The sequence below is a fragment of the Pantoea agglomerans genome (genome assembly GCF_020149765.1).
Taxonomy (GTDB): domain Bacteria; phylum Pseudomonadota; class Gammaproteobacteria; order Enterobacterales; family Enterobacteriaceae; genus Pantoea; species Pantoea alvi.
Map to the genome: position 1 here is coordinate 3221907 of NZ_CP083809.1, position 13152 is coordinate 3235058.

Here is a 13152-nt window from a genome sequence, read left to right on the forward strand (position 1 = left end):
GCAAAAAACTGGAACGGCTCTTGCTTGGATCCCCGCTCTGTTACCCAATAAGACATCTCATTATGATTCAGAGCAATATGGCCCCGCTGGGCATGGCGGTGGCACCGCACCATCTCGCAAGCGAGAGCGCGCTGGCGGTACTGCGCGACGGCGGCAACGCCATCGAGGCGATGGTCGCCGCCGCCGCGACCATCGCCGTGGTCTATCCCCATATGAACGGCCTCGGCGGCGACGGCTTCTGGCTGGTGCTGCCGCCCAGTGGCGATCCCGTGGCTATCGACGCCAGCGGCGCGGCGGGTGCGCTGGCGCATCCCGATTTCTATCGCGGCGCAAGCGCCATCCCCCATCGCGGTCCAGCGGCCGCGTTAACGGTGGCTGGAACGGTAAGCGGCTGGCAGGAGGCGCTGGCCCTCTCCGGCGAGCTGGGCGGCACCCCGCTGCCGCTGCCGCGCCTGCTACGCGACGCTATCCGCTACGCCGCCGACGGTATTCCGGTTACCGCCTCGCAGGCGGCCGCCACCGCCGCCAAGCGGCACGAGCTGGAAGATCAGCCGGGATTTGCCGCGACCTTTCTGCCCGACGGCGAGCCGCCGCGTGAAGGCAGCCGCTTTACCCAGCCGGCGCTGGCGCAGACCCTCAGCCTGCTGAGCGAGCAGGGGCTGGACAGCTTCTATCGCGGCGAGCTGGCGCACCATCTGGCGCGCGAAATGTCGGCGCTCGGCATGCCGGTGACGCTGGCGGATCTGCAGCAGCAGCGCGCGCGTCGCTGCGCCCCGCTGCATGTGGCGCACAGCGAAGGCGACCTGTGGAATATCGCGCCGCCGACTCAGGGGCTGGTGTCGCTGGCGATCCTCGGCATTACCGACGCGCTGGCGATGGCGCAGGCTGACGAGGCGCAGACGGTGCACCGCATTGTCGAAGCGACGAAAAAAGCCTTTGCGCTGCGCGACGCCCATCTTACCGATCCGCGCCATATGACCTGCGAGGCGCAGTCGCTGCTGACCCAGGATCATTTCGCCACGCTGGCGAGCCAGATTAGCGAGACGCAGGCCGCGCCCTGGGGCGCTGGCCGCGGCCCCGGCGACACGGTGTGGATGGGGGTGATGGACAGCAGCGGCCTCGCCGTCTCCTTTATTCAGAGCATCTATCACGAGTTCGGCAGCGGCGTGGTCATCCCCGGCACCGGCATCACCTGGCAGAATCGCGGCGCGGCTTTTAGCCTCGACGCGGATCATCTGCTGGCGCTGGCACCGGGCAAACAGCCGTTTCACACCCTTAATCCCGCCGCCGCGCGCCTGAAGGATGGCCGCACGCTGGTCTATGGCGCAATGGGCGGCGACGGCCAGCCGCAAACGCAGGCGGCGATTTTTACCCGCCATGTGATTCAGGGCATGCCGCTGCAGCAGGCGGTGAGCGCCCCCCGCTGGCTGCTGGGTCGCACCTGGGGCCAGTCCTCCGACTCGCTCAAGCTGGAGGGCCGCTTTGCGCCGGAAACCGTCGCCAGGCTGCAGCAGCTGGGGCACGAGGTCGAGCTGCTGCCCGACTTCAGCGAGGCGGTAGGCCACGCGGGCGCTATCGTGCGCCATATCAACGGCATGCTGGAAGGCGCATGCGATCCGCGCAGCAACGGCAGCGCGAGCGGATTCTGACAGGAGAAAACAGAGATGGATCAGACAACAGACTGGGCGCGCTATCTGGCGCAGATGGAGCAGCTGCTGGCGCTGGAGCTGGACGACTCGCGTCGCGCCGAGCTGGTTATTCAGCTTGAGCGCATCGCCGCGCTGGCGGCACCGCTGATGGCGTTTCCCCTCGATGAGCGGCTCGAAGTGGCGGGAGTGTTTCATCCATGAACCTGAGCGAACTCTCTCTCCGGGCGCTGCAGCAGGCGATTCAGCGCGGCGAGATCGGCGCGCGCGAGGTCGCGCAGCAAACCCTGCAGGAAATTGAACGGCACCAGGTGATTAACGCCTGGACCGAGATCACCGCCGACCGCATGCTGCGCGAGGCGGACGCCATCGACGCGCAGCGACGCCGCGGCGACGATCTGCCGCCGCTGGCGGGCATTCCCTATGCGGTGAAGAACCTGTTCGACGTGGCGGGTCACACCACGCTGGCGGGCGCCGCCCTGTTTCAGGATCGCCCGGCGGCGACGCAGGACGCCTGGGCGGTCAGCCGCCTCAGCCGCGCCGGCGCGCTACTCTCCGGTATGCTGAATATGGACGCCTACGCCTATGGATTCACCACCGAGAACAGCCACTTCGGCGCGACGCGCAACCCGCACGATCTGGCGCGCGTGGCGGGCGGATCGTCGGGCGGCTCCGCGGCGGCGGTCGCCGCTGGTCTGGTGCACTTTGCGCTCGGCACCGATACCAATGGTTCGATCCGCGTGCCCGCGTCGCTGTGCGGCACCTTTGGCCTGAAGCCGACCTTTGGCCGCCTGTCGCGCAGCGGCAGCCACCCCTTTGTCGCCAGCCTCGATCATATCGGCCCCTTTGCGCGCCGCGTCGAGGATCTGGCGCTGGTCTACGACATGCTGCAGGGCCACGATCCGCAGGACGCCTTTCAGGCCAACCGGCCCGCCGATCCGGCGCAGGTTGGACTGGAGGTGACGGGCCAGCGCTGCGCGCTGCTGGGCGGCTTTTTCTCTACCTGGTGCGACGACGACGCGCGCGATGCGCTGGCCCGGGCCGCGCGGGCGCTGGATATCCATGATGAGGTAACGCTGCCGGAGGCGGAGCTGGCGCGATCGGCGGCCTTTATCCTGACCGCCTGCGAAGGCGGCAATCACTATCTGCCCGCGCTGCGCACCTCGCCGGCGCGCTTCGAGCCCGCCTCGCGCGAGCGGCTGCTGGCGGGCGCGATGCTGCCCGCCGCCTGGTACGTACAGGCGCAGCGCTTCCGCCGCCATTTCCAGCAGCAGGTATTGCCGCTGTTTGAACGCTTCGACGTGCTGATCGCGCCCGCTACCCCCTGCACCGCGCCGCGTATCGGCCAGGAAAGCATTCGCGTTAACGGCACCGATCTGCCGTCGCGCGCCAGTATGGGCATGCTGACGCAGCCGATCTCCTTCCTGGGTCTGCCGGTGTGCAGCGTGCCGCTGGCGACGAAGAGTGGACTGCCGATCGGGCTCCAGCTGATTGCCGCGCCCTTTAACGAAGCCGCCGCGCTGCGCGTCGCCTTCGCCCTTGAGCAACTGGGTATTACCCTGGCGCCTGCCTCTATGGATAAAACTGATGCAAACTGAAGAGATTAATTTACCGCAGGTGCTGGCGGAGCTTACCGCCGCTTTTTACCGCTACGAGCAGGCGCTGGTGAGCAATGATATCGCAACGCTCGACGCGCTCTTCTGGCACGATGAACGCACCGTGCGCCTCGGCGCGGGCGAGAACCTCTACGGCATTGAGCAGATCCGCGCCTTTCGCGCCCAGCGTCCCGCCGCCGGACTGGCGCGCACCCTGCGCAACACCGTCATCACCACCTTCGGCGAAGACTATGGCGTTTGCAGCACTGAGTTCACGCGCGAAGGCTCGACGAAAACTGGCCGTCAGCAGCAGAGCTGGGTCAGGCTGCCGCAAGGCTGGCGCATCGTCGCCGCACAGGTGAGCCTGATGAGCGAAAGCTGAGGCTAGCGGGCGCGCTGCGCCTGACGCTGCGCCGCAATCGCTTCGGCGCGCTGCAGCAGCTGCTGGAGATCATCTTCATCGATATCCAGCAGCTGGCCGCTTTCCAGCGCCTGGTGCAGATCGTCGCGGGTAATCGGCACATCCAGCGCCACCGGCTCGGGCTTCGCTTCGGCAGCGGCCAGCGGATGCGGATAGCGACGGCCCGCCAGGTTGTTGAAGATAATCGCCAGCAGCGCCAGGCAGAGAGAGTTAAGCAGGATCGGCGTCAGAATATAGTGATAGCCCAGCTGATGGACGTTGCCGCCGCCCAGAATGGCGGTCAGCGCCACCGCGCCGCTGGGTGGATGCAGGCAGCGCAGCTGAAACATGACGGCGATCGCCAGGCAGGCGGCGACGCCGCAGGCCAGCGGTGCATAAGGAATGGTCATGGCCGCGGTTACGCCAATTGCCGCCGCCACCATATTGCCGCCGACAATCGACCAGGGCTGCGCCAGCGGGCTGTTGGGTATGCCAAACAGCAGCACCGCAGAGGCGCCCATCGGCGCGACAAACCACAAATTAACCTGCCCCAGCAGCCAGTGGCTGATAAGACTGGTGATCGTCAGGCCCAGCCCGGCACCCGCGCTGGCAATCACTATCTCTTTTTTTGCCACCGGCAGCGGATGCGGCCAGAAGCGGGCAAAAAAGGTGCGCAGCGCGCCTCTCTCCTTTGCCTGACGCGTTTCACTCATCTTCACAACGTGTATTCATCAGAAAAATTACAGAAGCGGCGATTGTCGCCGATCGATTTAGCGCTAACAACCCGGCCCGGGCAGCATGGCCAGGATTCGGAATAGTGCCCAGGGCTGGCGCGACGCCAGCCCCAGAGGCTATTTGACAACCGGACTCTTTTTCAGCGACAGCGCAGAGAGGAATGCGTCGTCGAGCTGCAGATGCTGCGCCACCAGCTCGCGCGGCGTACTGGCGAGCCATTGATTAAGGGAGATATCGGCGTAGTAATCGCTTTTAAACAGCTCCAGGAACCGCAGCGGCCCGCTGCCGGTATTCTCGATATAGTGCCCCATGGCAAAGGGCACATAGCCGACGTCGCCCGCTCGATAGTCAAAGGTTCTCGCCTGGCCCGATGAGGCGAATACGCCCATACGCCCCTCGCCTGCCAGATAGTATTGCCACTCATCGTTGTTGGGATGCCAGTGCAGTTCGCGCATGCCACCCGGCGCTATCTCTACCAGCGCGGCAGCGATGGTTTTTGAGATCGGAAAAGTCGAGGAGTCGGTGATGCGCACCGTGCCGCCCGGCGCGTTAATCGGCGTCTGCGCCAGCATATGATGGGTGAATACGCGCTTAGCTTTTGGCGCGCCCCTGATGGCGTCCGCGCCCAGGCTGCCCGGCACCTTGCCGGCAAAAATATACTCATCGTCCGGGGATGGCAGCTTTGCAAAGGAGGAGACCGGCACGCTGAAATTTTTCGCCAGAATTTCCGGCGGAATATGCCTGAACCAGTCGGACAAAAGAAAGGTGCTGTCTTCATCGAAGCCGCCATCGTCAAAAGCCAGCAGAAACTCACAGCCGTCTGGCCCCAGCCCCTGAATTGAGTGCGGTATGCCCGGCGGAAAGTACCAGAGGTCGCCCACCCCGATATCGTCCACAAACCAGCCGCCGTCGGTATCGAAGGCGGTGACGCGCGCGTTGCCGAAGGTCATATAGGCCCATTCACCCTCTTTGTGCCAGTGCAGCTCGCGGATGCCGCCCGCATTCAGGCGCATATCGACCCCGGCGATGGTGGTGGAGATGCCCAGCTCGCGCTGCGTCACCTGTCGCGTCCAGCCGCCGCTGCCTTTGCGCACGTGCGCGTCGCTGAAAGAAAAGCGCAGGTTAGGCAACGTGCCGCTGTCGGTGGCGGGCGGATCGACGATATCGGGGTTTTGCGCCTCACGCGCCGGATCGTGCGGGCCGGGATCGCGCGGCGTACCGGCGGGCCAGGCGGTAATAACGTCATGGGCGTGGACCTGGCCTGCCGCCAGCGCCACCGTGCCGCCCGCCGCGAACGCCATAAAGTTTCTGCGGGAAAGTTTGCTCATAAAACCATTCCTTTTTCCGTGATTGACCTGGAATAGCTATACGCGCAAAGGGGAATGCTGGCGGCAGGCAAGATGTAACAGTTGAACAGGCGGCAGATATAATTAGCCTTGTTAATCAATTTTGCTGCGCAAATATGTTTATTTCATTTAGCTGAGGTTAAAAAATAGCAGCAGAATCGGCTTTTTCACACGCACGATTCGTTAACGGTTGCGGAGATGCATTAATATTCCTGCTAAATAATCCGTTACATCTTTTTAACAAGGAGGTACAGCAAAACGCGGCCGTGCGGCCGCGTCGGTTAGCCTCAGGGCTGCGGCGCAGGGTGCGTGGCGGCCCAGTGATCGGCGATCTGCTGACGGGTACAGATCCAGACGTCGTTATACTGCTGGATATGGTCGAGGAAGTTCTGCAGCGCTTTGAATTTGCCGGGGCGACCCAGCAGGCGACAGTGCATGCCGACCGACATCATCTTCGGCTGGGTTTCCCCCTCTTCATAGAGAACGTCAAAGGTGTCGCGCAGGTAGGTAAAGAACTGTTCGGCGGTGTTGAAGCCCTGCGGCGTGGCGAAGCGCATATCGTTGCACTCCAGGGTGTAGGGAATGACCAGGTGCGGCTTCACGGTACCGTCCTGACAGGTGACCTGGGTCCAGAACGGCAGATCGTCCCCGTAGTAGTCGCTGTCGTAGCTGAAGCCGCCCTGCTCGACCACCAGCCGCCGCGTATTGGGGCTGTCGCGCCCGGTGTACCAGCCGGTGGGCGCTTTGCCGAACAGATCGGTGAGCACGTCGACCGCCTGCTGCATATGCTGGCGTTCGGTTTTGGCGTCCATCGACTGATAGTGGATCCAGCGCCAGCCGTGGCTTACCACATCATAGTCAGCCTGTTTGATCGCCTCGACGATCTCCGGATGACGCGCCAGCGCCATCGCGACGCCAAATACCGTCAGCGGCAAACCGCGCTTCTGGAATTCGCGGTGGATGCGCCAGAAGCCGGCACGCGAACCATATTCGTAAAGCGAGTCCATCGACATATGGCGATCGGGATAGCTGGCCGCCCCGATGATATCGGAGAGGAACTGCTCGGATCCGGCATCGCCGTGCAGCACGTTGTTCTCTGCGCCCTCTTCATAGTTGAGCACGAACTGCACCGCCACGCGCGCCTTGTTCGGCCAGGCGGCATGCGGCGGCGTGGCACCGTAGCCGATCAGATCGCGCGGATAGTTTTTGTTGAAGCTGTACTCTTTCTTTTCTGCACTATCCATTCATCAATTCCTGTTTCATTACGACAAGGTTCCGTTAGTTTAGATGCTGAAACGCGCCTGAGAGAGGTTTCGCAATCGGCCAGTCGAGATCGCCCTGTTTGCTGGTGCCAAAGCCAAGCGCCACCAGCGCCTCTACCATTTTCACCGCCGCACTGACGCCGTCGATAACCGGCATGCCCAGCTCCTGCGTCAGCTCGCGCGCCAGCGTCGCCATCCCGCCGCAGCCCAGCACGATCGCGCCGCTGCCATCCTGTCGTTTCGCCTGCAGACACTGCTGGCGCACCTTCTCCTGCGCCACACCTGAGCCATCCTCCAGCGCCAGCACCGGCAGGTCGATGGCGTGCAGCGCGGCGCAGTGGTGGGTAAAGCCGTACTGCTGCAGCAGATGGCGCGCGATGATCAGCGTGCGCGGCAGCGTGGTGACGATGGAAAAGCGCGTCGCCACCAGCGTCGCGGTGTGCATCGCCGCTTCGGCGATGCCAATAACCGGCCCGCTGGCCAGCTCGCGCGCCGCCAGCAGGCCAGGGTCGCCAAAGCAGGCAATCACGTGGCCGCTGACGCCCTGCGCTTTGCCACGCTTTACCTGCTCCAGCACGCCAATCGCCGCGATCGCCTCATCAAAGTGCCCTTCTATCGACGGCACGCCCTGCGTGGGCGACACCGCGAGGATCTCGGTGCCTGGCGCGGCCACCGCGCGCGCCACCGCGCCGATGGTCTCCGTCATCGCCTGGCTGGTGTTGGGGTTGATCACCTGAATCAGGCTCATAATGTCACCTCTTTATGACGGGCAAATAACCGCGAGAAATCGGGCAGCGTTTCGCCGCTGCGTTCAAAGTGCAGGCTGGAGACGATATGGTCGAAGTGGTGCTGCAGCACCTGGGTCAGCGCGGCGAGATCGCCATCGCGCAGACAGGCCACCAGCCGGTCATGGTCGTCGCAGCGGCAGCCCTGCTGCCAGGGCGCGCCCCAGGCGGCGATCACCAGCGAGGAGCGCTGCGTCAGGCGCGTAACCAGTTCAGTCAGGACCTGATTGCCCGCAATCGCCTGCAGTTCAATATGGAAGGCGGCGGAGAGGCGAATTGCCGCCGCGCCGTCGCGCGCGTCGTGCGCTCGCTGCTCTTCGGCGATGCGCTGCGTGAGTCCCGCCAGGTGGGGCGGCTGCAGATGCGCCAGTACGGCGGGCAGATTGGCGCACTCGATCAGCGCCCGGGTGCGGAAGATATCACGCGCTTCGTCAACGCCGGGCGTCGCCACCTGTGCACCGCGCCTGGGCAACAGCGTGACCATCTGCACTGCGGCGAGGCGCTGCAAGACTTTACGAATGCCGGTGCGGCTGACGCCGAATACCTCTGCCAGCGCCTCCTCCGGCAGTTTGCTGCCGGGCGGCAGCTGATGCTCCACGATGGCGTTCATCAACGCCTGATAGATAGGTTCGTCTTTATCCCCGAGATCGGCGGCCAGCGTCTGACCTGTCTCACTTCTCATATCGGACTCCCTTTACGCGCTGTGTGCCAACATCGTATACGCGAACACTTTTTTTTGTATACAAGATTTCAATTCTGGCCTGGATCCTGCAACAGCTTTTTACGTTGCTATGACCGTTAACCCTGGTAAAAAGGAGCAGGTTTCATGCCAAACCCTCAAAAAAGTGTTTCTGCGTCGGCCGCTGAAGCCCGCGCGCGCTACAGTCCCCGCCTGACCAATGAGGATCTGGCGCCGACGCGCCAGCAGAACTGGACGTGGTACAACATCTTCTCGTTCTGGATGTCGGATGTGCACAGCATGGGCGGCTATGTGGTCGCGGCCAGCTTTTTCACCCTTGGCCTGGCGAGCTGGCAGGTGCTGATTTGTCTGCTGGCGGGGATCTGCATCGTGCAGCTCTGCGCTAACCTGGTGGCGAAGCCGAGCCAGATGGCGGGCGTGCCCTATGCGGTGATCAGCCGTCAGGCGTTTGGCGTCTTCGGCGCCAATATTCCGGCGGTCATTCGCGGGCTGATCGCCTTCGCCTGGTACGGTATCCAGACCTATCTGGCCGCCAACGCGCTGATGCTGGTGCTGCTGAAGTTCTTTCCGACGCTGGCGTCGATGACCCACGCCAGCTGGCTGGGCCTGTCGCTGCTCGGCTGGTGCTGCTTCAGCGTAATGTGGCTGCTGCAGGCGATGGTGTTCTGGCACGGCATGAGCGCCATTAAGCGCTTTATCGACGTGGCGGGTCCCGCGGTCTATGTGGTCATGGTGGCGCTGGCGGGCTGGATTGTATACAAGACCGGCTTCGACGGTATCTCTTTTACCCTGGCGAGCAAATCATTAAGTGCAGGCGAACAGAGCTGGCAGATGATTACCGCCACCGCGCTGGTAGTCTCCTACTTCTCCGGGCCGCTGCTCAACTTCGGCGACTTCTCGCGCTACGGCAAAAGCATGGGGGAGATCCGTCGCGGCAACCGCTGGGGCCTGCCCTTTAACTTTTTGCTCTTCTCGGTGGTCACGGTGGTGATCGTCTCCGGTACTCAGTCGCTGTTCGGCAAGATGATTACCGATCCCATCGAGACCGTCAGTATGGTAGGCAATGATGTGGCGGTCGCGATTGGGCTGCTGACCATGATCACCGCCACCATCGGCATTAATATCGTGGCGAACTTCGTCTCGCCCGCGTTTGATTTCTCTAACTGCTCGCCGCAGAAAATCAGCTTCCGCACCGGCGGCATGATTGCCGCGGTCGGCTCGGTGCTGCTGACGCCGTGGAACCTGTTTCAGTCGCCGGAGCTGATCCACTATACCCTTGACGTTCTGGGCGCCTTTATCGGCCCGCTGTTCGGCATTCTGCTGGCGGATTTCTATCTGATTAAACGCAGCCGCGTCTCAGTTGACGATCTGTTCGATGCGACGCCGCAGGGGCGCTACTGGTATCGCGGCGGCTTCAACCCGAAAGCGATCGCCGCGCTGCTGCCGTCGGTGATCATTGGGCTGATTATCAGCTTTGTGCCGTCGCTGCATGAGGTTGCCAACTTCAGCTGGTTTATCGGCGCGGCGCTGGGGGCTGGATGCTATCGCTATCTGGCGCGCCATGAGCGCGAAGCGGGCGCGGCGCAGCCTTTCGCCGGCGGCGTTGCAATGCAGAAAGAGTAAAAGCTGAGGCGTCAGAAAAGCAAAAGGCCGATTCATTGCTGAATCGGCCTTTCTGAAGAGTTGGCGGTGCGGACGGGACTCGAACCCGCGACCCCCGGCGTGACAGGCCGGTATTCTAACCGACTGAACTACCGCACCGCGCTGTGTTCCCCGTCGGGAACGAGGCGCATATTAATGGCCGCCCGAGACCCCGTCAACGCTTTTTATCGCCGCGCCGCGCGTTTGCTGTTTTTTTACGCTTACCGCTGATTTAACCAGCGAAACCCTGTCGGTTAACCGCGCCACAGGCAGCTTCCGCCCTTTTTCATCACCAGATCGAGGCGCGACTCATGCGCCATCACCTCTTCGTCCGACGCCGCCACCACGCGCAGCGCCGACGCGGGTCGAACGATACGCTGGATGGTTTCGCCTTCGTTCTGCTGCGCACCGTCCCCTTCCTGGGAGAACGCCAGCAACGTCTGGCCGCCGGTCATCGCCAGGAAGACTTCCGCCAGAATTTCGGAGTCGAGCAATGCGCCGTGCAGCGTACGCTTGCTGTTGTCGATCTCATAGCGCGAGCAGAGTGCGTCCAGGCTGTTGCGCTTGCCCGGGAACATCTTGCGCGCCATTGCCAGGCTGTCGGTGACATGGCAGAAGGTTTCGGTTTTCCCAATGCCGCGGTTCAGCATGGAAAACTCGTAGTCCATAAAGCCGATATCAAACGAGGCGTTATGGATCACCAGCTCGGCGCCGCGAATATAGTCGAGGAATTCATCTGCAATGTCGGCGAAGGTTGGCTTATCGGCGAGAAACTCATCCGCAATGCCGTGCACGCCGAACGCTTCCGGGTCCACCAGCCGATCGGGCCGCAGATAGATATGGAAGTTGTTGCCGGTCAGGCGACGGTTCACCACCTCTACCGCACCAATTTCAATGATGCGGTGACCTTCGTAATGCACACCGATCATGTTCATGCCGGTGGTTTCAGTATCGAGTACGATCTGGCGGTTATTTGCAGTGCTCATAGGATTCGTTTTATGTCAGACTTGGCGTTTTTCTCAGAAGGGAGTCTACCAGAGATGCGCAAGCAGGTAGAAATATTCACCGACGGATCCTGCTTAGGCAATCCCGGTCCCGGCGGCTATGGCGCGATTTTGCGCTACGGCCAGCACGAAAAGCAGTTCAGTGCGGGCTATCGGCTCACCACCAATAACCGCATGGAGCTGATGGCGGCCATCGTGGCGCTGGAGGCGCTAAAAGAGCCTTGTCACGTCGTGCTGAGCACCGACAGCCAGTATGTGCGCCAGGGCATTACCAGCTGGATCCATAACTGGAAAAAGCGCGGCTGGAAAACGGCGGATAAAAAGCCGGTGAAAAACGTCGATCTCTGGAAGCGCCTCGACAGTGCGCTGGCCGGGCATGAGATCCAGTGGGAATGGGTTAAAGGCCATGCCGGCCATCCGGAAAACGAACGCTGCGACGAGCTGGCGCGCAGCGCGGCGTCCCATCCGCAGTCAGAGGATATCGGCTACAAGGTCGAGTCCTGATCTTTCGCCGCGCGGAACTGCCGCGTGGCGTTTACCGCCGGACGCAGATGCCCCTGAGAGAGCGACTTTTTCGCTTTGGTCGGCGTCAGCGGGAAAGTGCGCTTGCGCGCCACGACGATATTCAGACAGCCCAGCGCAGGCAGATGCGCGCTGATCACCTTGCCGCCCTGCCGATGCCAGGGCACCACCTGAAAACGGGTGCGGAATACCACTTCGTAATTCAGCAGGCTCAGCCAGTCAAGCAGGCGCATCTGGCTAAACATCCGTCCGCTCCATGGCGCTTTGCGCTGAATGCCGGGCAGCGCTTTAGTGATGCCCAGCAGCGAGAAGGGATTAAAGCCGCTGATAATCATCCAGCCGTCGTCAATCAGCACGCGATCCACTTCGCGCAGCACCCGGTGTGGGTCCTGGCTCCACGCCAGGGTATGCGCCAGCAGACAGGCGTCGATAGACTTGGATTCAAACGGCAGCTGTGTCGGATGCGCCAGCACCTGCAGCAGCTCGCCTTCGCTGCCGACGTTGACCTGATGTGAAATAGCACAGTGTTCGGTGTTGATTTCTGCACTAAGGTTGCCAAGCTTAAGCATATGAAAGCCATAAAGCTTTCCCAGGTAGGGCTGAAGCTGCTGAGTCAGCGCATCGCGGAAATAGTCTCCCCATGGCATATCGCGCCAGGAGTGCGGCGCGGTCAGAATCTGGCGTGTTTTAGCGCGCTTCATGCTTTACCATCTTCCTTTTCTAACGGCCTGCGAGAGGTGATTATGAATCTTACCAGTATTCCTGCGCTACAGGATAACTACATCTGGACGCTGAACGACGAGGCCGGCAACTGCCTGATTGTCGATCCCGGCGAGGCGCAACCCGTGCTGGAGAAAGTCTACGCGAACGGCTGGAAACCGGCGGGAATTTTGCTGACCCACCATCATCACGATCACGTCGGCGGCGTACAAGCCCTGCTGGAAAAATTTCCCGGCATTGAGGTTTTCGGTCCACAGGAGACGGAAGATAAAGGCGCGACCAGGGTGGTTAGCGAAGGGGATACGGTGTCGCTGCTGGGTATGCGCTTCAGCGTAATCCATACGCCTGGTCATACTTTAGGACATATCTCATATTACAGTGCGCCTTATCTTTTCTGTGGCGACACAATGTTTTCCGGCGGCTGCGGGCGTCTTTTTGAAGGCACAGCAGAGCAAATGTACGAATCTTTTCAAAAACTTGATCAGCTTCCCGGCGACACGCTGGTCTGCTGCGCGCATGAGTACACTTTATCCAATTTGAAGTTTGCTGCGGCTATTCTGCCTCATGACCCGCAAATTATGGCCGAATATCAGAAAATTAAGGACTTACGCGCCAAAAACGGCATTACTTTACCCACAAAACTGGCGCACGAACGGCAAATAAATTTATTTTTGCGTACGCAAGATCCTGATTTACAAAGAGCATTGAACATAAATTTAACACCCGACCACATATGGGACACATTTGCCCTTTTACGTGAGAAGAAGGACAAGTTTTGATTTTTCGGGTTGTGTTG

Annotated in this window: 14 protein-coding genes and 1 tRNA gene; 7 read left to right on the forward strand and 8 right to left on the reverse strand. The window is 61.6% G+C overall.

Annotated elements, in window-relative coordinates:
* The first annotated feature begins 62 nt into the window (after window positions 1-62).
* From LB453_RS18165 to hpxZ, 4 genes are read left to right on the forward strand one after another with little or no spacing between them, the layout of a single operon-like run.
* Entirely contained in the window at window positions 63-1649 is a 1587-nt protein-coding gene (locus tag LB453_RS18165) for a gamma-glutamyltransferase family protein (RefSeq protein ID WP_103795249.1), read from the forward strand.
* 15 nt (window positions 1650-1664) lie between these two features.
* Window positions 1665-1850 carry an oxalurate catabolism protein HpxX gene (gene hpxX / locus LB453_RS18170; RefSeq protein ID WP_103795250.1) on the forward strand — a complete coding sequence of 62 codons (186 nt, stop codon included), beginning with the start codon at window positions 1665-1667 and terminating at the stop codon, window positions 1848-1850.
* The gene (locus tag LB453_RS18175; RefSeq protein ID WP_103795251.1) at window positions 1847-3244 is read left to right on the forward strand and encodes an AtzE family amidohydrolase; all 1398 of its coding nucleotides are present in this window, start codon (window positions 1847-1849) and stop codon (window positions 3242-3244) included. The genes hpxX and LB453_RS18175 overlap by 4 nt, the downstream gene beginning before the upstream one ends.
* On the forward strand, window positions 3234-3623 hold the full coding sequence (gene hpxZ / locus LB453_RS18180; protein ID WP_199187303.1) for an oxalurate catabolism protein HpxZ: 390 nt from the start codon (window positions 3234-3236) through the stop codon (window positions 3621-3623). Before LB453_RS18175 ends, hpxZ begins: the two co-directional genes overlap by 11 nt.
* Before the next feature lie 2 nt (window positions 3624-3625).
* Here hpxZ and LB453_RS18185 read toward each other — a convergent pair whose 3' ends face one another.
* The 5 genes from LB453_RS18185 to LB453_RS18205 all read right to left on the reverse strand — a co-directional run bounded on the left by LB453_RS18185 (window position 3626) and on the right by LB453_RS18205 (window position 8451).
* Window positions 3626-4354 carry an HPP family protein gene (locus LB453_RS18185; protein WP_103795252.1) on the reverse strand — a complete coding sequence of 243 codons (729 nt, stop codon included), beginning with the start codon at window positions 4352-4354 and terminating at the stop codon, window positions 3626-3628.
* A gap of 138 nt (window positions 4355-4492) precedes the next feature.
* The gene (locus LB453_RS18190; RefSeq protein ID WP_103795253.1) at window positions 4493-5704 is read right to left on the reverse strand and encodes a cupin domain-containing protein; all 1212 of its coding nucleotides are present in this window, start codon (window positions 5702-5704) and stop codon (window positions 4493-4495) included.
* A gap of 305 nt (window positions 5705-6009) precedes the next feature.
* Complete coding sequence (gene puuE / locus LB453_RS18195; RefSeq protein WP_103795254.1) at window positions 6010-6966, reverse strand: allantoinase PuuE; 957 nt, start codon at window positions 6964-6966, stop codon at window positions 6010-6012.
* Between the two features lie 34 nt (window positions 6967-7000).
* Window positions 7001-7732: an allantoin racemase gene (hpxA, locus tag LB453_RS18200; protein ID WP_103795255.1), complete on the reverse strand. Its 732-nt coding sequence runs from the start codon at window positions 7730-7732 to the stop codon at window positions 7001-7003.
* Window positions 7729-8451 carry a GntR family transcriptional regulator gene (locus LB453_RS18205; protein ID WP_103795256.1) on the reverse strand — a complete coding sequence of 241 codons (723 nt, stop codon included), beginning with the start codon at window positions 8449-8451 and terminating at the stop codon, window positions 7729-7731. Before LB453_RS18205 ends, hpxA begins: the two co-directional genes overlap by 4 nt.
* Before the next feature lie 144 nt (window positions 8452-8595).
* On the opposite strand from LB453_RS18205, the gene LB453_RS18210 reads away from it, so the two are divergent.
* The gene (locus tag LB453_RS18210) at window positions 8596-10092 is read left to right on the forward strand and encodes an NCS1 family nucleobase:cation symporter-1 (protein WP_103795257.1); all 1497 of its coding nucleotides are present in this window, start codon (window positions 8596-8598) and stop codon (window positions 10090-10092) included.
* A gap of 61 nt (window positions 10093-10153) precedes the next feature.
* Here LB453_RS18210 and LB453_RS18215 read toward each other — a convergent pair.
* Window positions 10154-10230: transfer RNA gene (locus LB453_RS18215), tRNA-Asp, on the reverse strand.
* Window positions 10231-10364: 134 nt separating this feature from the next.
* Entirely contained in the window at window positions 10365-11096 is a 732-nt protein-coding gene (dnaQ, locus tag LB453_RS18220) for a DNA polymerase III subunit epsilon (RefSeq protein ID WP_103795258.1), read from the reverse strand.
* Window positions 11097-11150: 54 nt separating this feature from the next.
* On the opposite strand from dnaQ, the gene rnhA reads away from it, so the two are divergent.
* Entirely contained in the window at window positions 11151-11618 is a 468-nt protein-coding gene (rnhA, locus tag LB453_RS18225; protein ID WP_103795259.1) for a ribonuclease HI, read from the forward strand.
* On the opposite strand, the gene LB453_RS18230 is transcribed toward rnhA, so the two are convergent.
* Window positions 11600-12337 carry a class I SAM-dependent methyltransferase gene (locus LB453_RS18230; RefSeq protein ID WP_103795260.1) on the reverse strand — a complete coding sequence of 246 codons (738 nt, stop codon included), beginning with the start codon at window positions 12335-12337 and terminating at the stop codon, window positions 11600-11602. The genes rnhA and LB453_RS18230 overlap by 19 nt on opposite strands.
* Window positions 12338-12379: 42 nt before the next feature.
* Between LB453_RS18230 and gloB the strand changes: the two genes are divergently transcribed.
* Window positions 12380-13135: a hydroxyacylglutathione hydrolase gene (gene gloB, locus LB453_RS18235; protein ID WP_103795261.1), complete on the forward strand. Its 756-nt coding sequence runs from the start codon at window positions 12380-12382 to the stop codon at window positions 13133-13135.
* Window positions 13136-13152 lie beyond the last annotated feature (17 nt).

Excerpts from the sequence above, each read along its gene's own strand:
- LB453_RS18165 (WP_103795249.1), top strand. The coding sequence starts at position 63 with ATGATTCAGAGCAATATGGCCCCGCTGGGCATGGCGGTGGCACCGCAC.
- hpxX (WP_103795250.1), top strand. The coding sequence starts at position 1,665 with ATGGATCAGACAACAGACTGGGCGCGCTATCTGGCGCAGATGGAGCAG.
- LB453_RS18175 (WP_103795251.1), top strand. The coding sequence starts at position 1,847 with ATGAACCTGAGCGAACTCTCTCTCCGGGCGCTGCAGCAGGCGATTCAG.
- hpxZ (WP_199187303.1), top strand. The coding sequence starts at position 3,234 with ATGCAAACTGAAGAGATTAATTTACCGCAGGTGCTGGCGGAGCTTACC.
- LB453_RS18185 (WP_103795252.1), bottom strand. The coding sequence starts at position 4,354 with ATGAGTGAAACGCGTCAGGCAAAGGAGAGAGGCGCGCTGCGCACCTTT.
- LB453_RS18190 (WP_103795253.1), bottom strand. The coding sequence starts at position 5,704 with ATGAGCAAACTTTCCCGCAGAAACTTTATGGCGTTCGCGGCGGGCGGC.
- puuE (WP_103795254.1), bottom strand. The coding sequence starts at position 6,966 with ATGGATAGTGCAGAAAAGAAAGAGTACAGCTTCAACAAAAACTATCCG.
- hpxA (WP_103795255.1), bottom strand. The coding sequence starts at position 7,732 with ATGAGCCTGATTCAGGTGATCAACCCCAACACCAGCCAGGCGATGACG.
- LB453_RS18205 (WP_103795256.1), bottom strand. The coding sequence starts at position 8,451 with ATGAGAAGTGAGACAGGTCAGACGCTGGCCGCCGATCTCGGGGATAAA.
- LB453_RS18210 (WP_103795257.1), top strand. The coding sequence starts at position 8,596 with ATGCCAAACCCTCAAAAAAGTGTTTCTGCGTCGGCCGCTGAAGCCCGC.
- dnaQ (WP_103795258.1), bottom strand. The coding sequence starts at position 11,096 with ATGAGCACTGCAAATAACCGCCAGATCGTACTCGATACTGAAACCACC.
- rnhA (WP_103795259.1), top strand. The coding sequence starts at position 11,151 with ATGCGCAAGCAGGTAGAAATATTCACCGACGGATCCTGCTTAGGCAAT.
- LB453_RS18230 (WP_103795260.1), bottom strand. The coding sequence starts at position 12,337 with ATGAAGCGCGCTAAAACACGCCAGATTCTGACCGCGCCGCACTCCTGG.
- gloB (WP_103795261.1), top strand. The coding sequence starts at position 12,380 with ATGAATCTTACCAGTATTCCTGCGCTACAGGATAACTACATCTGGACG.